Source organism: Acidovorax sp. T1 (assembly GCF_002176815.1).
Classification (GTDB): Bacteria; Pseudomonadota; Gammaproteobacteria; order Burkholderiales; family Burkholderiaceae_C; genus Acidovorax.
Genome location: NZ_CP021648.1, coordinates 885,673 through 906,717, shown reverse-complemented (window position 1 = coordinate 906,717; position 21,045 = coordinate 885,673). Strand labels below are relative to the sequence as shown.

Sequence of the window (21,045 nt, the reverse complement as noted above, 5' to 3'; positions counted from 1 at the left end):
GCGAATTCAGAACCAGCGTTCGCGCATCAGCGCCAGCATCTGCTGCGCCGCGCGGCCGCGGTGGCTGTGGGCGTTCTTGACGTCGGGGGGCAACTCGGCAAAGGTCTGGCCGAATTCGGGGATGAACATCACGGGGTCGAAGCCAAAGCCATTGCGGCCGCGCGGCGCGCGGGTGATCTCGCCCACCACGCGGCCCACGGCAATCAGGGGCTCGGGGTCTTGCGGGCTGCGCACGGCGACCAGGGTGCTGACCATGGCGGCACGGCGGTTGTCCTGGCCCTGCATTTGCTCCAGCAAGGCGCGCACGTTGGTGTCATCGCCTTTTTCGTAGCCGAACTGGGTGGCGTAGTAGGCCGTGTCCACGCCCGGCAGGCCGCCAAAAGCGTCCACGCACAGGCCGGCGTCGTCGGCCAGCGCCGGCAGGCCCGTGTGCTGCGCGGCAAAACGCGCCTTGGCCAGGGCGTTTTCGACGAAGGTGCGGTGCGGCTCTTCGGCCTCGCCCACGCCCAGGTCGGCCTGGCGCACCAGCTCGATGCCCAGGGGCGCGAGCATGGACTGCAGTTCGGCAAGTTTGCCGCGGTTGTTGGATGCGAGAACCAGTTTCATAGTCAAATTGGCTTGTAGCGCTTATGTATAAAGCGCAAGCAGCTATTATTTTAATAGTGAATGTTGCTGCAGGCGCACCAGCTCGGCGATGCCCTTGTCGGCCAGCGCCAGCAGCTGGTCCATCTCGGCGCGGGTGAAGGCCACGCCCTCTGCCGTGCCCTGCACTTCCACAAAATGGCCGGCGCCCGTCATGACCACATTCATGTCAGTGTCGCAGCCCACGTCTTCCCCATATTCCAGGTCCAGCAGCGGCGTGCCCTGCACGATGCCCACCGAAATGGCGGCCACCGGCCCCAAGATGGGTGTCGCGGTGATCTTGCCGCTGGCCAGCAGCTGGCCCACCGCATCCTGCGCCGCCACCCAGGCACCGGTGATGGCGGCGGTGCGCGTGCCCCCGTCGGCCTGGATCACATCGCAGTCGAGCTGGATCGTGCGCTCGCCCAGCAGCTGGAGGTCAAACACCGCCCGCAGCGAGCGGCCGATGAGGCGCTGTATCTCTTGGGTGCGGCCGCTTTGCTTGCCCTTGGCCGCCTCGCGGTCGCTGCGCCGGTGCGTGGCGCGTGGCAGCATGCCGTATTCGGCGGTAACCCAGCCCGCGCCGGTGCCGCGCTGGTGCGGGGGCACTTTTTCCTCGACCGACGCGGTGCACAGCACCTTGGTATTGCCAAACTCGATCAGCACCGAGCCCTCGGCATGCATGGTGTAGTGGCGGGTGATGCGCACGGGGCGCAGCTGGTCGGCGGCGCGGCCGCCCGTTCGGGTAAAGGAGGTCATGTGGATCAAAGGTAAGAAGGCAATGGACCCGGTGGGCAACAGGTGGTTCCCGAAGCCGGGCACCGGGGCGCGGTCAGACGCACGGGCTTGGTCGGCGCGGGCGCGGGGGGTCAGGCCTTGCGCGCAGCCGAGCGGCGGATGGCTTCGTTGATCTCGGCAATCGAACGCTCGATGGCCTCGTCATCCAGATCGTCCACCAGCCCATCCAGGGGCCCCGCCTGGATGGTCGAGGCAAAAACATCGTCGCTGATGCTGTCGGTCGAAACCCCTTGCGTGGACTCGAAGGCGTCGGGGGTTTCCCATTCGAGCGCCACCACCGTGACGTTGTCGCTGCCCTCGCCTGCCTTGCGCAAGGCGGCCTCCACCAGATCAGGCACCACGTTCGACACCGTCTGCCGGCCCAGCTGGGAGGCAATTTCTTCATCGCTGAGCGCGCCCCACAGGCCGTCCGAGCACAGCAAAATGCGATCGCCCTGCTCCAGGTGCACGGGCCCGGTGCTGTCGTAAATGGGTTTGGTGGGCGAGCCCAGGCAGGTGAACAGCACGTTGCGGTTGATGCGGTCCAACCCGAGCGGCGGCGCATTGCGCAGTTCAAGGTAGGAATGGTCGCGCGTGCGGGTCAGCAGCTCGCCACCACGCACCATATACAGGCGCGAGTCGCCGCAGTGGATCCACGACGCAGCGCCCGCCTGCACCACGACAGCCACCAGCGTGGTGCGCGGCGTGTCAAGCATGCCTTTGCCCGAGGCATAGCGCAGGATCTGGTGGTGGGCCGCCAGCAGGGCCGACGACAGGAACTCCTGCACATTGTCGAGCTGCGGCTTGGCCTGGCGCTGGAACAGGGCCGAGATGGTTTGCAGCGCGATCTGCGCGGCCACTTCGCCCTCAGGGTGCCCGCCCATGCCGTCCGCCAGCACAAACAACCCCGATTCGCGCGTGTAGCAGTAACCCATGCGGTCTTCGTTTTTCTCGCGCCCGCCGCGGCGGCTGATCTGGAATACCGAAAACTTCATAGGGACTCACGCAAACAAGGATGCGCCAAGGCATCGGAAATGACCATGCCGCTCGCCAGAACCCGCTTTGCGCAAGTCGTGCTCATTTGGGCTTGGCCCCGATGCCCGTGGCTTCACCCATTTTTTGCACATTTTTCTTGGTGTCGGACACCAGGGTGTCAAGCTGCAGCCGCATCTTCTCGGCCACCGACAGCTTGGTGTAGCGGCGCTCGCCCTCGCGGCTGAGCTCTTTTTGCAGCGCAAACACCGACTGCGGGCGCGACAGCGGATCGAGCGCCATGCACCACTCCACCACCTCGATGAGGTTGTCCGAGTACACGCCGCGCAGCTTGGTCAGCGCCAGCGACAGGCGGTCTTTCTCGATGCGCTGGGGCGCCTCGTTGGGCGGAAAGCCCTGCATGCAGGCGTAGATGCAGGCGCCAATGGCATAAATATCGGTCCACGGGCCCATGGAAGAATCGCGCCGGTACATCTCGGGCGCGGCAAAGCCGGGGGTGTACATGGGGCGGATGAAGTTGCCCTCTTTGGACAGCACCTCACGCGCCGCGCCAAAGTCGATCATCACGGCCTTGTTGTCGTCGGTGATGAAGATGTTGGCCGGCTTGATATCGAGATGCAGCATCTTGTGCTGGTGCACGATGCGCAGACCGCGCAGCACCTCGTCAAACAGCGAGCGGATGGTGGATTCGCGGAACACCTTCTGCGTCTTCAAATCACGCGCGGTGATGATGAAGTCCTGCAGGGTCGCGCCCTCCAGGTAGTTCATCACCATGTAGACGGTTTCGTTCTCGCGGAAAAAATTGAGCACGCTCACCACCGAGGCGTGCGAGATCTGCGCCAGCGAACGGCCTTCCTCAAAAAAGCTCTTGAGCCCCAGACGGTACAGCGACAGCTTTTCGGGTGGAACCTTGGGCAACAACTCCCCCGGGGCCCGGGTGGCCAGGGAAGTGGGCAGATATTCCTTGATGGCGATCTGCTGGCCCTCGGCGTCGAGCGCCAGATAGACCACACCAAACCCGCCGGAAGACAATCGGCGCACCACACGGTAGCCCCCAATAACGGTATCGGGCGGCAATGGCGCCGGCTTGATTTTTGACATATTTTGCGAAGATGACCCGGGTGTAGAGCGGAACCCGGATAATCACCGGATCGCAAGCAACCATCAAAAAAGTCCAATGCCAGTTTACAGCATGACCGGATACGCCAGCGCACAGCACGGCGCCTCTGCCACTGGCGCTGACACCGACACCCGCCCCCCTGCCGCCCGCCGGCTGGGGCTCGAAATCCGCTCGGTCAACAGCCGCTTTCTGGACCTGTCGTTCCGCCTGCCCGACGAGCTGAGAGCCCTCGAACCCGTTTTGCGCAGCCTGCTAACCTCGCGACTCAAGCGCGGCAAGGTGGAAGTGCGTGCCGCGCTCGAAAACGACGATGGCAACAGCCTGCAGGATCCGGCACCCCGCCTTTTGCAACGCATCAATTCGCTGCAGGACGCCGTGAAGGCCTGGCTCCCCCAAGCCGCGCCCCTCACGGTCGCCGATGCGCTGCGCCTGTGCGCCAACGCCAGCGCGGGTCCCGAGGATTGGAGCGAGGCCGTGCCGCCCCTGGCAGAGCAGGTGCTCGCGCAGTTAATGGCGGCGCGTGCCCGCGAAGGAGATCGTCTGGCCGCCATGCTGTACGACCGGCTCGGCCAACTGCGCAGCCTGGCGCAACAGGCGGGCCCCATGGTGCCCTTGCTGGTTGAACAGCAACGCCAGCGCTTCATGGAGCGCTGGAAAGAGGCCATGGCCCTGACCGACGGCTCCACCCTGCCAGAGGCCGCACGCGACCGCGCACTCACCGAGGCAACGGCCTTTGCCATCCGCATCGATGTGGCAGAAGAAATCACCCGCCTGAACTCGCACCTGGACGAGATCGAGCGCTTGCTCCAAAAAGGCGGCGAAGTGGGCAAACGTCTCGATTTCCTGATCCAGGAACTGCACCGCGAAGCCAACACACTGGGCTCCAAATCGGCGGCCCTGGACCTCACGCGCATCAGCGTCGACATGAAGGTGTTGATCGAGCAGATGCGTGAGCAAGTACAAAATATCGAGTAACACTCATTTTTTGATAGCACCCAGCGAACATCACCCATGGATTACCCTGGAAATCTCTTTGTAGTGGCCGCCCCCAGTGGCGCTGGCAAATCCAGCCTGGTCAAGGCACTTCTCGAACTCGACTCCCACGTTCACCCATCCATCTCGCACACAACGCGCGCGCCGCGTGGCCAGGAAAAGCATGGTCGCGAATATTTTTTCGTGTCAGAGCCGGAATTCGACGCCATGGTGCAAGGCAATACCTTCGTGGAATGGGCCATCGTGCATGGCAACCGCTACGGCACGTCCAAAAAGGCCATCGAAGAACGCATCGCGCAGGGATCGGACGTGATCCTGGAAATCGATTTCCAGGGGGCACTCCAGATCAAGAAAGCCTTTGCCAACGCCATCCTCGTCTTCATCCTGCCCCCCAGCTGGGAAGAACTGCGCTCGCGCCTGGAGCGCCGAGGCGAAGACTCGGCGGATGTCATCGAAGTCCGCCTCAAGAACGCCGCCATCGAGATGGCCCAGGTGGGCAAATTCGACTTCGTTATAATCAACGAGTTGTTTGAGCGCGCGCTTTTCGACCTGAAAGCCGTAGTTCACGCCCAGCGACTCAAGTACGCCGCCCAGCGCCGCGCCCGTGCTGACACCTTCCAGTCGCTCAATATCACCTGATTCCCGGAGAAACCCGATGGCACGCATCACCGTAGAAGATTGCCTGGAAAAGATTCCTAACCGATTCCAACTCGTGCTGGCCGCCACCTACCGCGCCCGCATGCTGAGCCAGGGCCATGCCCCGCGCATCGAGAGCCGCAATAAGCCTGCCGTAACCGCCCTGCGCGAAATCGCCGAAGGCAAGGTTGGCCTGGAGATGCTCAAGAAGGTTCCCGGTTGATCTTTTCGACTGGCACCTTGGACAAATGGCACCGCACAGCGGTGCTTTTTTTTGCGCCTTGGGCTTCTCGCGCACGACCGCGCTACATTTAGGCTATGAACGCGGTGCTTAATTCCTATTCTGCGACGCAGATTCGACCCGGTGACAGCCCCGCTTCGGGTACGGTCAGTGCGTCAGCGGCAGCCGCCAATGCAGCGGCGGCCAGCTTTGCCGCGCTGACAGACAGCCTCGATTACCTGGATCCAGCCAGCATTGAACTGGTACGGCAGGCCTACCGCTTCGCCGACGAGGCGCATCTAGGTCAGCTGCGCAACAGCGGTGAGCCCTACATCACCCACCCGATTGCGGTCGCTGCGCTGTGTGCCAGCTGGAAACTGGACGCCCAGGCATTGATGGCAGCACTGCTGCACGACGCCATGGAAGACTGCGGCGTGACCAAGGCCGACCTGATCGACCGCTTTGGTGCCCCGGTGGCCGAGCTCGTGGACGGGCTCACCAAGCTCGACAAGCTTCAGTTCAATACGCGCGAGGAAAACCAGGCCGAGTCTTTTCGCAAGATGCTGCTGGCGATGGCGCGCGACGTTCGTGTGATTCTCATCAAGCTGGCAGATCGCACGCACAACATGCGCACGCTGTCGGACATGCCGCGCAGCAAATGGGGCCGGATTTCTTCTGAAACGCTGGAGATTTACGCACCGATCGCCCACCGCCTAGGCTTGAACCAGACGTATCGCGAACTGCAGGATCTCTCCTTCCGGCATTTGCATCCGTGGCGCTACCACACGCTCTCCAAGGCCATCAACAAGTCGCGCAACCGGCGCCGTGATCTGGTGCAGAAGGTGCAGGCAGAAGTAGATGCGGCGTTCTCGCGCATTGGCATGCCGGTGCGCCTTGCCGGACGCGAAAAAACGCTGTACGCCATCTACCAGAAGATGGACATCAAACACCTGAGCTTTGCGCAGGTCACCGATATCTATGGCTTTCGGGTGATTGTTCCCAGCATCACGGACTGCTATACGGCCCTCGGCATCCTGCACCAGATGTACAAGCCGGTACCCGGGAAGTTCAAAGACCACATTGCCATCCCCAAGCTCAATGGCTACCAATCCCTGCACACCACTTTGGTCGGTCCCTCGGGCGTGAACATCGAATTTCAGATGCGTACCGACGAAATGCATGTGATTGCCGAAGCAGGCGTTGCAGCCCACTGGCTCTACAAAGCGCAAGACAGTGAAGGCAACTCGGCCGAGCGCCTAGGCACCAAATGGCTGCAGTCCCTGCTGGACATCCAGAACGAAACCCGGGACGCCGCTGAATTCTGGGACCATGTCAAGGTCGACCTGTTCCCGGACGCGGTATATGTCTTCACACCAAAAAGCCAGATCATGGCCATGCCACGCGGTGCTACCGTGGTCGATTTCGCCTATGCCATCCATAGCAACGTGGGTGACCGCACCACAGCAGGCAAGATCAACAATGAACTGGTGCCTCTGCGCACCGAGCTGAAAAACGGCGACGTGGTGGAAATCATCACCGCCCCTGTCTCCACACCCAATCCGGCATGGCTGGGATTTGTACGCACGGGCCGTGCACGCTCCAAGATTCGCCACTATCTCAAAACACTAGCACAGACAGAGTCGGAAGGACTGGGCGAAAAGCTGCTGACACAGGCGCTGCGTGCAGAGGGTCTGGTCAGCCTCCCGCCCATGGACGCCGAAACCCAGCCCCTGTGGGACAAGCTGCTGCGCTTCACAGGAAACCGCACGCGCAGCGAACTGATGACAGACCTGGGCCTGGGCAAGCGCATCGCCAGCATTGTGGCCAAGCGCCTCATGGTGCTGATGTCCGAGCATGGGCACCGGCCCGATGCGCTGCTCATGACCCGAGAGCGCTATACATCCCACGAATCACTGTCCCAGGGCGCAGTGACACTCGACGGAAGCGAAAACGCCTCAGTCCAATATGCACACTGCTGCCGCCCCGTACCGGGCGACAGCATTGTTGGATATCTGGGCCGTGGAGAAGGTTTGGTGGTTCACAATGCACATTGCAGCGTGGCCAAGCGGCTACAGCACAAAGACAGCGAGCGCTTCATTGCCGTGGACTGGTCGGACGAGCCCTCGCGCATGTTCGAGACCGGGGTAGTGGTTACCGTAAGCAACGGAAAAGGCGTGCTGGCGCGCGTGGCCGCAGAACTGGCCAACTCGGAAGCCGATATCACCCATGTGGACATGGATGATGAGGTGGCACTCGATACCACAGACCTGCGCTTCGTGGTGGCAGTGCGAGACCAAGCTCACCTTGAAACAGCATTGCGCGGCCTACGACGCACTCAAGCTGTGATTCGAGCGTCTCGAATCATTCCCCAGGCCTGAACCAGAACGATGGGCAGTATCACCGTCAGTTCCCGGTCTCTTGCGCTGGTTTACCGGGATACCAAACAGCCATCACCTCCAGCCGATGCACGCCCCCCGGGGCGGCCAATGTAATTTCATCCCCAACCCTGGACTTCAGGAGCGCGCGCGCGACCGGTGCCATCCAACTCACTTGGCCCTGGTTGCTTTCTGTCTCGTCAATTCCGAGTATGGTGATCGTTCGCTCCACGCTGTCATCTTCCAGGTAAGTGACGGTCGCGCCAAAAAACACCTGATCACTTCCATGGTGGATGGCCGGATCGGCGATCTCTGCGATCTCCAATCGCTTGGTTAGAAACCTGATGCGCCGGTCAATTTCGCGCAAACGCTTCTTGCCATAGAGATAGTCCCCGTTCTCCGATCGGTCTCCATTGCTGGCAGCCCAATGAACGATGTCCACGATCTTGGGACGCTCGGAGTCAATCAAATCGAGGAGCTCTGACCGCAATCGAGCGTAGCCTTGGGGGGTGATGTAGTTTTTTCCACCGACCGGAAGCGCAGGCGATGCCAGCTCGTCATCATCCTCGACATCCGTTTCCTTGGTAAAGGCTTTGCTCATGGCTATATCTTGCATGAAAGCTGAAAAGCAATTCACAAATGAAAAAGCCTCCCGTCTTTTCAGACGGGAGGCTTACCAAATGGTGCGGCTGGCAGGAATCGAACCCACGACCCCTTGGTTCGTAGCCAAGTACTCTATCCAGCTGAGCTACAGCCGCTAAGCTTTGAATTATAGCATGAAATTTAGAGCAATCTAAAAATCAAACCACTTCTGATAAGTGATTGCATTACCTGCATCATCACCTACCTATCCAAATCATGGGTGCAATTGTAATGCACCCGGAACGCCCCTTGACCCAGATTCATGAAATTCTCGTGAAGAATGCGTGAGGGCAGGCCATGATCGTGCAGACAATCATTGGTAGGGCGTGTTGGACTTGAACCAACGACCAAAGGATTATGAGTCCCACCAATTCCACACTTCGCAACGTTGATTGATGCTGATAGAATCAATATAAATCAACAACTTAGTCAAAAAACACTGGACAAGCGAACAGCCTAAGCGTTGATTGAAATTCGGCTTTTTCTGGCAAATCGTCTTACATCCACCCTTACATCCTTGTCGATGTAAGACGGCAAGGGGCACCGCATGGCAAAGATTGCATTCACCGCTGGCCGGGTTTCGGGGTTCAAATGCCCGCCCGACAAGAAACAGGCTTTCATGTGGGACGCAACCGCGCCGGGGCTTGGGCTGAGAGCAACGCCAGCCGGAAAGCCTGCGTATGTGTTCCAGAGCGTGTACCTAGGCAAAGACCTGCGCCTAACCATTGGGAGCCCTGCCGCTTGGAGCATTCCAGACGCCCAAGCCAAGGCGCGCGAGCTGCAACGCCTGATTGATGAAGGCAAAGACCCGCGAGACTTGAAACGCGATGCCGTGGCCACGACAAAAGCGCAAGCCGCTGCACTGGTAGCCGCCGCCGCAGAGGCCGCATCCCAAGCCGTGACAGTGGGCGAAGCATGGGGCGCCTATGTGGCCGAACGCACCCCACACTGGGGCGACCTGCACCGCAATGACCATGCGCGCCTGACCCGAGCCGGTGGCGAAGCGGCCAAGCGTGGCACCCGTGGCCGGGGTGTGACCATCGCCGGGCCATTGCATCCGCTCATGGCGATGGCGCTGCGTGACCTGACGCCCGCCGTTATCGAGGCATGGGCAGCACGTGAGGCGAAGACACGCCCAACCGCTGCCCGGCTGGCATGGCGCCTGCTGAAAGCGTTTTTAGGCTGGTGCGCAGAACAGCCGGAATATGTGCCAGTGCTGCCCAGCACGAACCCCGCCAAAACCAAGAAGGCCCGCGAGGCACTGGGCAAGGCGAAGGCAAAGGACGATTCACTACTGAAAGAGCAATTGCCCGCGTGGTTTGCCGCCGTGCGCAGCATCGGCAACCCTGCCGTGTCCGCATACCTGCAAACGTTGCTGCTGACCGGTGCGCGCCCTGGCGAGGTGCTGGCGATGCGCTGGGATGACTTGAACACGCAATGGCGGGGCCTAACTATCCGCGACAAGGTGGAAGGCGAGCGCGTTATCCCTTTGACGCCCTACGTTCACAACCTGCTGGCCGCCCTGCCCCGCCGTAATGAATGGGTGTTCTCCAGCCCCCGCAACAAAGGCACACCGCTGACTGAGCCCAACCATGCGCACGACAGAGCGTGCAAGGTGGCCGCCATTGATGCCCTGACCCTGCATGGCCTGCGCCGCAGTTTTGGCACCTTGTCGGAGTGGCTGGAGGTGCCTGCTGGCGTGGTGGCGCAGATTCAAGGCCACAAGCCGAGCGCCACAGCGGAAAAGCACTACCGCGTGCGACCGCTTGACCTGCTGCGCGTACACCATGAGCGCATCGAGGCGTGGATTCTGGAACAGGCCGGGATTGTGTTTGATGCCAAGGCCGCGCCGGGCGCGCTGCGCGTGGTGGTGCAGTGAACGGCGATATGCAAAAGCCGAAACGGGGAAGACCGCCGAAGGAGTCACCTGTGAACGTGCCGAATGCCTCAGACGCATCCATTGAGTTGCTCAATGCGTATAAGGCACAAATTGCAGACCTGATGCGCAAAATGCCGGGGTTTGAAAGTTGGGTTACTCAAACCGAAGCGGCAACAGTTGACGCGCTTTTGGACGCCCTTGCGCACGAGGTGGCGTTTTACCCAGCAATGGCGGGACTTATAGAAGCCACCCCACAGGGACGCACCGGACCAAAAGCTAAAACGGCACAGGCGTTACTGCTTGCTCAAGTCCGCAACACCCTTGCAAAAGTTGACGCCCATCTGCCGCAGTGGAAGAACGGGCGAGACCAGCGTACCTACTTAACCGACTTCTGTGCCCAGCTGATCAGTATGTCGGGGTATCGAGCAGGGGGTATCAGCAGCAGAACAGCCGACAACGCCCCAGTGAACGGATGGGAGCCGTTGCCGTAGGTGATCCTATTTTTCGGCAAATACGTGTGACCACGAAAGAGCCACAAAAAAACAAACTCGCGGCCATGTTCAACAAACCCACATGGGGGACAACATGCCCGAGAAACAGCCTACGCAAAACAGCGTCCAACTGCCCGGCGCTGCATCCGCGGTCCTGCGATTCCCGCCGCTTGAATCAGTCACGCAACCCAACGTAACGACTGAGCAAGCCGCGCACTATTTGAATCGCCGACCCCAGACCATGCGGGGCTGGGCCTGCTTCGAGCACGGTCCCCTGCGCCCCTTACGCATCAATGGTCGCCTTGCATGGCCCGTGGCAGAAATCCGCCGTATCACTGGAGCCGAGGGCAGCGCCAATGTCTGACCTGACCCACTACGAAAAGACGGTGGCCGAGCGTATCCGGCTGGTTGCAGAGTACGACCCTCCCGATATGGCCGGGGTGGCGGGCCTGCTGGAACTCACACAAGCCGACGCAGCCGACTTTGTTGCTGCCCATGCTGAAGCCATCGACGCCACTGCTGAGCGAATGGCACTCAAAGGCGAACTGTTGGTGCCCAAGGCCCGAAAGCTGGCGCAAAAACTGCTGGACCGCATAGTGGTTGATGTGGACAGCCTGGACCCACTCGAAGCAGCCGACCTGATCAAGCATCCGCTGCGCATCATCGAGAACGCCGACCGCGTCCGCCTTGCCCAGAAAGCAGACCCATACGCAAACCTGCCGGTGTTTAACTTCATCATCCACCGTGGCGGCATCAGCGCCGAACTGGTGGAGCCCGGCAACGTTGTGGACGTGCCAGCGAAGCACGTGAACGGTAAGGAGGGTGCTGATGAGTAAGTGGTCGGCGATGGCCGCTCAAACAAAAACAGCGGGGGGTGCTGTAACACCCGAACCGCTGCAAAACGCCGAAGCTGAGAGCTGGGATGGCGAAGCATACCCGCGAGGCAGCTCGCGCTACAAGGTGCCATTATTCGACAGCGTGAAGGCCACAAGGGTTAGCGGATTCATAGAGGCTGACGCCCCCCGTGCGGTACTGGAGAAACTCGCGGCAGTGCACGAGGTGCGCGCCAAAGAGGAAGCAGCCATGTTCGGCATCGGTGTGATGCGTGACAACTTGGAGCCCGGCGTAAGCATGGCTGCGGGTGCCGCGCATAAAGGTGTCTGGGCTGTCGTTCTGGATGTGGACTCTGCGACGCCAGAACAGATTGCCACCTTGGATGCTGCACTGGGCCGCAAGGGATGGATTTACCTCAAGGCCCCCACCTACAACTGGGCACCGGACGCACCGCGCTTTCGTTACGTCGTGCCCTTGTCGCGCATTACAGATGGTGGGCAAGAGTACACCCAGGGAGTGTGGGCAGGCTTGCAAGCTCTGTCTGGCGGCATCGGGGACACCGGGGCCAAAGATGCGACACGGCGCTCGTATCTCCCAAGCTGTCCCGTCGGGACGCGACACTCGCGCCCACCTCCTACCGTCATGGGCAACCATCCCGCCGACCCCGACGAGATCGCGGCTGCGGCCCAAGGGGCCAGCGGCCCAGTTGCGTCCTCGCGGGTGTATGACTTGAGCGTCAACGCCGATGTGCTGCAGCAGTACGACTCCGCGCCGGCCGACTTTGAATTGATCCGCGCAGAGTGTGAGGCGGTCCGCTGGGCGGCTGAGCCCGATAACCAGCAGAAGGTGACGGAACCATATTGGCGTGCCATGCTGGGCATCGTGAAGCACTGCGCGGGGCCTGATGGGCTGGCCGATGACGTCAGCAAACACCACCCCGAGTACGACCCACGCAACACGGCCCGAAAAATGGCGGCTTGGGGTGCTGGGCCAACCACGTGCAGCGAGTTTGGCAGCCATTCAGCCGCCTGTGCTGCCTGCCCGCATCGGGGCAAGATCAAATCCCCCATCGTCTTGGGCCGAGCACATCAGCAAGCAAGCCACGAAGCGCCGACTACTACCGGGCTCACCTCAGCCGTCGTGTCGGGCGCGCTGCGCCCCATCGTTGATCAAGACGGCGTCTTGAACTACGTCGAAACCTACACGAAGGACGGGCGCACGTGCCGCCAAGTGGTCCGCAGCGGCAGCGGGACAGCCAACGATCTGATTTTGACCACGGCAGCGGCTGGCGGCGGCAAAGCACCCAGTCAGCAGGCAATCGTAATGTTCGAGGCGCAACTACGCACAAAGGCCAAACGGGCAGGTCAAGTGACTTCTGTTGCACTTCGCGTAGCGCAGGACGGAGACGCTCGCTACGTGGACCTGGGACCGGGCCGCATCGTCCGCATTGACCCGCAAGGGTGGGCGCAGGTGGACGAGTCGCAAGACACCCCTCTATTCCGGCGCGGCGCGGGCGCGGGCGAACTGCCAGACCCAGAACCTTTTGACGGAGACGCACGCGCAGCACTCGCACATTGCATGGGGTACTTTGAAGCCTTGTTCCAAACACCAACGGATCAGGCAGTGATTCGCACTGCGGTCGCACTTGATCGGCTCGATCCGGAAACCACCCACCCGGTGTGCGAATACGTCGGCCCGGCAGGGTCGGGGAAAAGCACAGCAGCCGAGCACGACGTGGGGCTGATTGACCCACCATCAAAACACGGGCTGCGCACCTGTGGTGCCAAGACGGAAGACATCGCGGCAGTGGCCCAGCAGCAATACGTGCTGTCTATGGATAACGTGAGCCGTTTCGACAAGGCCACGGCAGACACCCTGTGCATGGCCAGCACGGGCGGTACGTTAACGGTGCGCAAGTTGTACGAGCAAACGGAGACCGCCGCCCTACATCTCCTGCGCCCCGTAGCAATCACCGCTGTAAGCCCTGTCTGCACGCAGCCAGACCTGCAGAACCGTACACTGCGTTTCGATTTCCGGCCCAACGCGAACCGTGAGGTTCTCAGCGAGGGAGAAATCCGCACCATGACAGAGGCACGCCTCCCCGCCCTCCTTGGCGCGCTGTATTCGCTGAAGGCCGCGACGTTGCGCACATTGCCCGAGGTTCGCCAGCGCAAAGGGTGGAAACACCGACTGGTGACCTTCGACCAGACCGGGGAGGCCATGCTCTGTGCAGCCGGTTACCCGCCGGGTGGGTTCCTCAAGATCGTGGATGCACTGCGCGAGGCCATGGCGCGGCGTAGCGCATCGGGGGATGTGTTCCTGCTCAAGGTCTGCGCCGCGATCAAGGGTGTGCAGTCTTGGCCCAAGGACGATAGCGAACCCGGCCTACGCCACATCATGAGGCGCCCGCGACCGGCCGCCGTGTTCAACACTACCGAGGGGCTAGGCGCCCTGATTCGCCCCAGTGTCTTGCTTGGGCTGCTACCGCGCCCAGATCCTTGGGACCGTGACTCACCCATTCCGAAGACCGAGCGGGCGTTATTGGATGCGTTACGCCGCGTGCAGCCAATCCTGCACGCCATGGGTGTTTTGTACCAAGAGTTTACTTATGGCACCCGGCCGGTGCTCCGCTTTGACTGGCGACCGTCTGACGGGGACGACTTCGGGGCAACTCTATGACCCCGGCGCAGCACTTTGTGCATGAAGTGTGCAGGGTGCGGGCGCCTTGCCTGCACGCCCTGCTACAGAGGGAAAACAACCAAAACGTGCAGGTTTGCAGGGTTTGCAGGCAAGCCCCCCCCCTTCTCTTTAGAAAAAAGAAAGAGAGAAAAGAGAGAAAAGAGAAAAGAAGCCCTCCCATGCCTGCACACCCTGCACACCCTGCACAAACGACATGAAACGACCCAAGCAACTGACCGCCCCTATCCCAACTGCGCGAGCCCGGCGCCGTCTGGCCCGTCGTATGTCCACCGTGGCCACGTGGTGGGCTTCACTACCCTACCCAAAGCCAACCGCACTCACACCGACCACCCTGCAGCGCATTACCGGCACGGACATGCAGCGACTCGCCCCCGCACTCCACGCACTGGGCTGGCAGCGCATCCTGCGCCGCGTCCACGGAAAACCGACCACGTTGTGGTTGCCCCCGAGTAGCCCGGTAACACGCCGCCCGCGTGGCCGCCCACGCCTTCACACCCTCACGCAACCCCACTGACAAAGGAACCTAATGATGCAAGACTCCACCAGCACCACAACCGCCGCCGCTCTCATGGCACCCGCACACGTCGTGTTCGACTTCAACGATGGTAGCCCTGCCTTAGAGGGCATCATGTCCCCAGCACGTGCCCAGGCACTGATGGCCTTGATGAAGGCAGACACGAACAAACGCACGGTCCGACAGAGCGATGGGCTTCACTACGGCTGCGGTTCTTCCCAACCATCAGCGCGTGACATGTCAGCACGCCTACTGCAACTTACAGACCTGCTCTCATCCCTTGCGCATGTAATGCGCTCAGCACGCTGGCATAACCAACCAGCCGCGCGTCTGCGTGATGCGTTTTTTCCGAAGGATGACGGCCTCGGCCTCGGCATCGGCATCGGCCGGACATGGGACGTTATCTCTACTCTGGTGTGGATTCAAGACGCAGCCGAAAAGCTGGCTGCTCAAGGCTGCGAACAGACCCGCGCCGAAGTGATGGGCGTCATTCAAGCAGCCAACCGCTACCCCAACATGTCACCGCACACGGAGGCAAATCTCGCTGCCAAGGGGCACACAACCGCCGAGTACCTGATATTAATGGCTTGCACTGTCGCCGGGCACATTGCCCAAGCGTTTGAGCAGGTACAAGGCCCAGCGTATCAGCAACTTCGCAAAGATGCTCTGCAAGCCCGCGTGCTACTCACCGAGGCCCAAGCGGTTATTGATGCAGGGGTGGCCTACACCTTGGGGCTTGATGACCTGCACTAGCCCGTGCGGTATGAAGTAGCATGGGTCGGGGAGGATTCACGCTATGGGGTGTAACGCTTGGAACCACGCCCCCGACTGCGACTGTGGTTGGGGTGGGACATTCCACGGGCACAGCGCGGGCCTTTCCCAAGCCCTAGCGTGGCCGCTGACCCCCGGCAGTTGGGTCAACCCCAAAGCGCGATGCCCAGTGTGCAACGCGACGGTGTTTTTCTACAAGTCGCCATCAGGCGGGCGGGTGTACTTTGATGCATTGGGTGCGCCGTGGCCAAAACACCCTTGCGTATCTGGGGTCAGTGAAGTGCCCGACTCGACATATTGGCGTGCTCGGGAGTATTTTCTGACGTGGAGGCGTAACCTGTTAGGGCGCGCAGGCATTTCAGCACTTGGTCTGCCGGACAAGAAATTCGCTCGGTGGTTTGTAGAGAATGGGTTTCTGCGCGGTATCCGCAACAACAAATACCCCCCGACCGTCGCGTTTTGGGTTCTACAACTCCCGTATGCGGTGTTAGGTGACGTGGATGGAGATTTCTACCGGATCAAGAAGCCAACGGTGGTTGCAATGGCACAGCGCATATTGAGCCATTTCGAGGGGCATCCCCCTCGCGGGCTCGACCAAAAGATATGTTTGGAGACAGCGCAGGCTTTACTTTCGCAATGCACGATTCCACCCAGCAGCGCCGAAACCAACTCAGGTGCCATGCCGTGATCTGACCACGCCCAGCGCACCATCAATCATGCGATGGAAGACTACGATTAATTCCTATTTATCCTGGAAGCGTGGGTAGGTTGGTATCCCCGTCCTAATTCTGCTGGCGTCAATGGTGACGGTCTTGCCCACATGCATGGCCGCGCAGGCATCCGGGATGTACCGCAGCAGGAGCACCAGTTGCCCAGTATCCCGGCAGAAGTACACATCCTTATTGCAGGCACCGCAGTTTCGAACGCTCGCATCGTAAGTGGTCGCTAACTTGAACCAGTCAAGCGGGCATTCGTATTCAAACTCGCAGTTGATGACCTCTGCCTTGCCAATGTGCTGGGTATCCATGCCGCGCCCTCCTGTTAAGCATCATATTTAACACGCGAAAACTGAAAATACCACCCCAATACAGAGCCAGAGATAAGGGGTGGGGGCGGGGGTGCGGTGGGTTGGTCCAGTCCCCCGTGGTGGGGTGGGGGTCACCCGTTTTTAAGCTCGCGCCTGCCTCGCGCGCCCCTCGTCTAACACGTTAGATTGCTATAATTTACATAGCGCAAAGTCATCTAACAGCATAGGTTTCAAGCGAAAAGTGTAGTTTGATAAGCGCTGCCTATTCGTCACAATAGGCGTCATGTCAACCAACACAAACCACACCATGCAAACGACCTCAGAACACGGGACCGTGACCGACTTCGACACCACCACCGAGACACTGGCAACCATGCCCACCGGCGAACTCATGGAACACGGTTGGACCTCACCAGAGCTGACCCCCCTCACCGTGGCCCTGCTGGACCGCCTGGAGCTCTACGCGGATGAAATTGGCCGCCTGGAAGATGAACTGCGCGCAGCTGGCCGAATGCCCCGCAAGCAACCCGGCAAAGTGGTGGACCTGCGCACCCGGCGCGCACTGATTTGAGGGGCACCTCTGCAACCACCACAAGCCCTCACCGTGGGGCTTTTCTTTTGTCTGGTGCTGGGTGGCATTGCCGAAATCGTCTTACATCCGCCCTTACATCGGACGGGAAAGAAAAAAGCCCGCTACCGCATTGATAGCAGGCTTTCCTTATCTAGCTTGGTAGGGCGTGACAGACTTGAACTGTCGACCAAAGGATTATGAGTCCTCTGCTCTAACCAACTGAGCTAACGCCCCTCGCACCAACACTGAATCAAACGGGACACCGCAAGTATTGTAGGGCGTTTATTTGCGGTAACTCAGCGCGTTGGACACCAGCTTGGAGGTAATGTCGACGATCTGGATCATCCTGTCATACGGCATACGGGTGGGGCCGATCACTCCCAGAGTGCCTACCACCCGGCCATCCACCTCGTAGGGCGCGCTGACGATCGAAAGCTCTTCAAACGGCACCACCTGGCTTTCACCGCCGATGTAGATACGGACACCCTCAGCCTGGCTGGAGATGTCCAGAAGACGCAGTATCTGCGTCTTCTGCTCGAACAGATCGAAGGCCCTGCGAAGGTTGCCCATGTCACTGGAAAAATCGCTCACGGCCAACAAATTTCTTTCGCCCGAAATGACAACCTCATCCTGCGCTTCGGAAAGCGCCTCCGAACTAACGTTGACAGCAGCCTGCATCAATGACGCGATCTCCCCGCGAAGCATGTCAACCTCTGCCTTGAGCCTTTCCCGCACCTGCTCTATGGCCAGGCCAGCATAGTGTGCATTCAGGAAGTTGGCTGCCTCGATCAACTGCGACTGGGAATAGTCCACATCGGTGAAGATGACACGGTTTTGCACATCACCTTCAGGTGAAACAATGATCACAAGAAACCGGCGCTCTGAAAGCCGGAGAAATTCGATGTGACGGAACACGGAGGTACGACGCGGTGCCATCACCACACCCACAAACTGCGAGAGGTTTGACAAAAGGTGTGCCGCATTGGCAATCACTTTTTGCGGCTGCTCTGGCGCCAGCTGTGGCGGCGTCAATGGATCACGTTGCACCGTTAGCATAGTGTCCACAAACAAGCGGTAGCCACGCGCCGTGGGGATCCTGCCAGCGGACGTGTGCGGGCTGGCGATCAATCCCAGTTCCTCGAGATCCGCCATGACATTGCGTATCGTTGCCGGAGAGAGCTCCAGGCCGGACGCACGCGAAAGGGTGCGCGAACCCACGGGTTGCCCATCGGCGATGTAGCGCTCGACCAGCGCTTTCAGCAACAACTTGGCACGGTCATCGAGCATGGGGTGATTTTAATGATGTAATTTCGCGATGACGTCCAATTTCCGCCATGTTGCGCTTATCGGCAAGTATCAGGCAACGGCTGCCGGCGGCATGACCGACAGCTCTCGCCACGCCCTGGGAGAGATCGCGCAGTTTCTGGTCCGCCTGGGATGCCAGGTGGTGCTTGAAAAAGAAACCGCCATCAATGCCAACCTGACCGACTACCCCGCCTTGGACGTCGACGCCATTGGCACCCAATGCGATCTGGGCCTGGTAGTGGGGGGAGACGGCACCATGCTGGGCATCGGGCGTCGGCTGGCACGCTACGGCACCCCGCTGATCGGGATCAACCAGGGACGCCTGGGTTTTATTACCGACATCCCCTTCGACAGTTACCAGATGGCACTCACTCCCATGCTGTGTGGAGAGTATGAAGAAGACTTGCGCCCCCTGATGCGAGCGCGGGTGGTTCGGGAGCAGACCACGGTTTTTGAAGCCCTGGCCATGAACGATGTGGTGGTGAATCGCGGCGCCACCTCCGGCATGGTGGAGCTGCGCGTGGAGGTGGGCGGGCGATTGGTTGCCAATCAAAGGGCTGACGGGTTGATCATTGCTTCGCCAACGGGGTCAACGGCGTACGCGCTGTCCGCTGGAGGCCCCATGCTTCACCCATCCATTCCCGGATGGGTGCTGGTTCCCATTGCACCCCATACCCTGTCAAACCGCCCGATCGTTTTGTCCGATGCCACCGAAGTGGCGGTCGAGATCGTGAGCGGCAGGGACGTCAGCGCCAATTTCGACATGCAGTCACTGGCGTCACTGCTGCATGGTGATCGCATTCTCGTGCAGCGCTCCGAGCACAGCGTCCGGTTTTTGCACCCGCACGGCTGGAACTACTTTGCCACCCTTCGCAAAAAGTTGCGCTGGAACGAAGGGGGCTCCTGAACATGGCGCTCAAGCGGATCACCCTGCGAGACTTCGTGATCGTTCAAGAACTGGCGCTTGATCTTGAGACAGGCTTTACCGTGCTGACTGGGGAAACGGGTGCTGGCAAGTCGATTTTGGTAGATGCTCTGCAACTTTCACTGGGTGCACGCGCGGATGCAGGATACGTGCGCGAAGGCGCCCCCCATGCGGATGTGTGCGCAGAGTTCGATTGCCCCAGCCACTTGCAGCCGTGGTTCGAGGAAGCAGGAGTCGAAACCAACGACAGCCTACTCCTGCGCAGAACCGTTGACACCCAAGGAAAAAGCCGCGCATGGATCAATGGCACGCCGGCCACCGCAACACAACTGCGCTTCCTCGGGGATCAGTTATTGGATATCCATGGGCAGCACGCATGGCAAAGCCTGACCCGCCCGGACTCCGTGCGGGGTTTGCTTGACGCCTATGCAGGCATCTCGCTGCAGGAATTGGCTGCATGCTGGGCAAAATGGCGTGCCGACCAGAAGATCCTGGAGGATGCGCGCACCGCACAAACAACCCGCCAGCAAGAGCGCGAGCGGCTGCAATGGCAAATTGCGGAAATCAGCAAACTGGCACCCGCGGAACATGAATGGGCCGAACTGGAAGCGCAGCACAAACGGCTCTCGCACGCCCATACACTGCTGGAAGCCGCCCAAGGTGCACTTACGGCGCTCGAAGTGGAGGAGTCGGGCGCACACTCCCGCCTGACGCGCGCTGCCTCACTTTTGCATAGCCAGGAGCAGCTTGAACCCGCTTTCAGCGAACTGGCCGACATCCTCTCATCCAGTCTTGCGCAGACCAGCGATGTCATCCGATCGTTACAAGCCTATCTGAGACACACCGAGCTGGACCCGGACCGCCTCGTCGATCTCGACGTGCGCCTGTCACAGTGGATGACGCTGGCGAGGCGCTACAAGCGCCAACCCGCGGAATTGCCCGCCTTGCTGCAAGTATGGAAAGCAGAGCTGCAGCAACTGGACGCTGCAGCCGACCTCGCCAGCCTGGAAGCTGCGGAAGCGAGCAGCGCCAAAGCCTACCAATCGGTTGCACGAGCCATTTCCCTTAGGCGAGCAAGGGCAGCGCCCCAACTGTCTGCAGCCATCACACAGGCAATGCAGGGCCTGGGCATGACGGGAGGCATTTTTGAGGTATCGGTGACAAGAACCTCTGCGCCGGCGCTCCATGGATTGGACGACATCGCGTTTCTCGTGGCGGGTCACCCCGGCATGACTCCCCGCCCCATCGGCAAGGTCGCTTCTGGCGGTGAACTGTCACGAATTTCCCTGGCGATTTCTGTGACCACCAGCGAACTCGGCACGGCTCCCACCTTGGTCTTTGACGAAGTCGATTCGGGCGTCGGCGGGGCCGTGGCCGAAACCGTGGGGCGTTTGATGCGGCAACTCGGGCGCGACCGGCAGGTGCTCGCAGTTACCCATTTGCCGCAGGTGGCGGCCTATGCCGATCACCATCTCATGGTGTCCAAGCGGCGAAATTCAGCCGGGACCACCAGCACAGTCACGCCCGTTCTAGGCGAGCATCGCGTGGTGGAAGTGTCCCGCATGCTGGGCGGTGAACGCCCAACAGGCACCAGCCTGGCCCATGCAAGCGAAATGCTGAGCCTGGCAAACACCCTGCATAAAAGCTGAAG

At 60.6% G+C, this 21,045-nt stretch carries 20 protein-coding genes and 2 tRNA genes; 13 read left to right on the top strand and 9 right to left on the bottom strand.

Annotated elements, in window-relative coordinates; all coding sequences use genetic code 11:
• Nucleotides 1–6: 6 nt before the first annotated feature.
• The 4 genes from rdgB to CCX87_RS04345 all read right to left on the bottom strand — a co-directional run bounded on the left by rdgB (nt 7) and on the right by CCX87_RS04345 (nt 3,492).
• Complete coding sequence (gene rdgB, locus CCX87_RS04360; RefSeq protein WP_087744065.1) at nt 7–606, bottom strand: RdgB/HAM1 family non-canonical purine NTP pyrophosphatase; 600 nt, start codon at nt 604–606, stop codon at nt 7–9.
• A 45-nt stretch (nt 607–651) separates the two neighbouring features.
• Nucleotides 652–1,380 carry a ribonuclease PH gene (gene rph, locus CCX87_RS04355; protein WP_087744064.1) on the bottom strand — a complete coding sequence of 243 codons (729 nt, stop codon included), beginning with the start codon at nt 1,378–1,380 and terminating at the stop codon, nt 652–654.
• Between the two features lie 110 nt (nt 1,381–1,490).
• Nucleotides 1,491–2,393: a PP2C family protein-serine/threonine phosphatase gene (locus CCX87_RS04350; RefSeq protein ID WP_087744061.1), complete on the bottom strand. Its 903-nt coding sequence runs from the start codon at nt 2,391–2,393 to the stop codon at nt 1,491–1,493.
• An 82-nt stretch (nt 2,394–2,475) separates the two neighbouring features.
• The gene (locus CCX87_RS04345) at nt 2,476–3,492 is read right to left on the bottom strand and encodes a serine/threonine protein kinase (RefSeq protein WP_087744059.1); all 1,017 of its coding nucleotides are present in this window, start codon (nt 3,490–3,492) and stop codon (nt 2,476–2,478) included.
• A 76-nt stretch (nt 3,493–3,568) separates the two neighbouring features.
• Between CCX87_RS04345 and CCX87_RS04340 the strand changes: the two genes are divergently transcribed.
• The 4 genes from CCX87_RS04340 to CCX87_RS04325 all read left to right on the top strand — a co-directional run bounded on the left by CCX87_RS04340 (nt 3,569) and on the right by CCX87_RS04325 (nt 7,738).
• Complete coding sequence (locus tag CCX87_RS04340; protein ID WP_087744057.1) at nt 3,569–4,486, top strand: YicC/YloC family endoribonuclease; 918 nt, start codon at nt 3,569–3,571, stop codon at nt 4,484–4,486.
• A 36-nt stretch (nt 4,487–4,522) separates the two neighbouring features.
• A complete protein-coding gene (gene gmk / locus CCX87_RS04335) occupies nt 4,523–5,143 on the top strand; it encodes a guanylate kinase (RefSeq protein ID WP_087744056.1) in 621 nt (206 codons plus the stop codon).
• 16 nt (nt 5,144–5,159) lie between these two features.
• Nucleotides 5,160–5,363: a DNA-directed RNA polymerase subunit omega gene (gene rpoZ / locus CCX87_RS04330; RefSeq protein ID WP_005794722.1), complete on the top strand. Its 204-nt coding sequence runs from the start codon at nt 5,160–5,162 to the stop codon at nt 5,361–5,363.
• Between the two features lie 95 nt (nt 5,364–5,458).
• Nucleotides 5,459–7,738, top strand: a complete 2,280-nt coding sequence (locus tag CCX87_RS04325; protein WP_087744054.1) for a RelA/SpoT family protein — start codon at nt 5,459–5,461, stop codon at nt 7,736–7,738.
• 25 nt (nt 7,739–7,763) lie between these two features.
• Here the strand turns inward: CCX87_RS04325 and greB are convergent, their stop codons facing one another.
• The gene (greB, locus tag CCX87_RS04320) at nt 7,764–8,336 is read right to left on the bottom strand and encodes a transcription elongation factor GreB (RefSeq protein WP_087748173.1); all 573 of its coding nucleotides are present in this window, start codon (nt 8,334–8,336) and stop codon (nt 7,764–7,766) included.
• A gap of 80 nt (nt 8,337–8,416) precedes the next feature.
• Nucleotides 8,417–8,493 (bottom strand) — tRNA-Arg (locus tag CCX87_RS04315).
• A gap of 431 nt (nt 8,494–8,924) precedes the next feature.
• Here CCX87_RS04315 and CCX87_RS04310 point away from each other — a divergent pair.
• The 6 genes from CCX87_RS04310 to CCX87_RS20695 all read left to right on the top strand — a co-directional run bounded on the left by CCX87_RS04310 (nt 8,925) and on the right by CCX87_RS20695 (nt 16,254).
• Nucleotides 8,925–10,256 (top strand): tyrosine-type recombinase/integrase, encoded by a 1,332-nt coding sequence (locus tag CCX87_RS04310; RefSeq protein ID WP_087744050.1) that lies wholly within the window; start codon nt 8,925–8,927, stop codon nt 10,254–10,256.
• Between the two features lie 50 nt (nt 10,257–10,306).
• A complete protein-coding gene (locus tag CCX87_RS20700) occupies nt 10,307–10,747 on the top strand; it encodes a hypothetical protein (RefSeq protein ID WP_143218320.1) in 441 nt (146 codons plus the stop codon).
• A 356-nt stretch (nt 10,748–11,103) separates the two neighbouring features.
• Nucleotides 11,104–11,583: a hypothetical protein gene (locus CCX87_RS04300; protein WP_087744047.1), complete on the top strand. Its 480-nt coding sequence runs from the start codon at nt 11,104–11,106 to the stop codon at nt 11,581–11,583.
• Complete coding sequence (locus tag CCX87_RS04295) at nt 11,576–14,260, top strand: hypothetical protein (RefSeq protein WP_143218321.1); 2,685 nt, start codon at nt 11,576–11,578, stop codon at nt 14,258–14,260. The genes CCX87_RS04300 and CCX87_RS04295 overlap by 8 nt, the downstream gene beginning before the upstream one ends.
• A 550-nt stretch (nt 14,261–14,810) precedes the next feature.
• Nucleotides 14,811–15,548 (top strand): hypothetical protein, encoded by a 738-nt coding sequence (locus CCX87_RS04290; protein WP_087744042.1) that lies wholly within the window; start codon nt 14,811–14,813, stop codon nt 15,546–15,548.
• A gap of 202 nt (nt 15,549–15,750) precedes the next feature.
• Nucleotides 15,751–16,254 (top strand): hypothetical protein, encoded by a 504-nt coding sequence (locus tag CCX87_RS20695; RefSeq protein WP_143218322.1) that lies wholly within the window; start codon nt 15,751–15,753, stop codon nt 16,252–16,254.
• A gap of 54 nt (nt 16,255–16,308) precedes the next feature.
• Here the strand turns inward: CCX87_RS20695 and CCX87_RS04285 are convergent, their stop codons facing one another.
• Nucleotides 16,309–16,593 (bottom strand): hypothetical protein, encoded by a 285-nt coding sequence (locus CCX87_RS04285; protein WP_087744040.1) that lies wholly within the window; start codon nt 16,591–16,593, stop codon nt 16,309–16,311.
• A 307-nt stretch (nt 16,594–16,900) separates the two neighbouring features.
• Between CCX87_RS04285 and CCX87_RS04280 the strand changes: the two genes are divergently transcribed.
• A complete protein-coding gene (locus tag CCX87_RS04280; RefSeq protein WP_143218323.1) occupies nt 16,901–17,164 on the top strand; it encodes a hypothetical protein in 264 nt (87 codons plus the stop codon).
• Between the two features lie 157 nt (nt 17,165–17,321).
• On the opposite strand, the gene CCX87_RS04275 is transcribed toward CCX87_RS04280, so the two are convergent.
• Both CCX87_RS04275 and hrcA read right to left on the bottom strand, forming a co-directional pair.
• Nucleotides 17,322–17,398, bottom strand: a tRNA-Ile gene (locus CCX87_RS04275).
• 48 nt (nt 17,399–17,446) lie between these two features.
• A complete protein-coding gene (hrcA, locus tag CCX87_RS04270) occupies nt 17,447–18,451 on the bottom strand; it encodes a heat-inducible transcriptional repressor HrcA (RefSeq protein ID WP_087744035.1) in 1,005 nt (334 codons plus the stop codon).
• Between the two features lie 28 nt (nt 18,452–18,479).
• Here hrcA and CCX87_RS04265 point away from each other — a divergent pair, with 28 nt between their 5' ends.
• On the top strand, nt 18,480–19,376 hold the full coding sequence (locus tag CCX87_RS04265; RefSeq protein WP_087744033.1) for an NAD kinase: 897 nt from the start codon (nt 18,480–18,482) through the stop codon (nt 19,374–19,376).
• A 2-nt stretch (nt 19,377–19,378) separates the two neighbouring features.
• On the top strand, nt 19,379–21,043 hold the full coding sequence (recN, locus tag CCX87_RS04260; RefSeq protein WP_087744031.1) for a DNA repair protein RecN: 1,665 nt from the start codon (nt 19,379–19,381) through the stop codon (nt 21,041–21,043).
• Nucleotides 21,044–21,045: the final 2 nt, after the last annotated feature.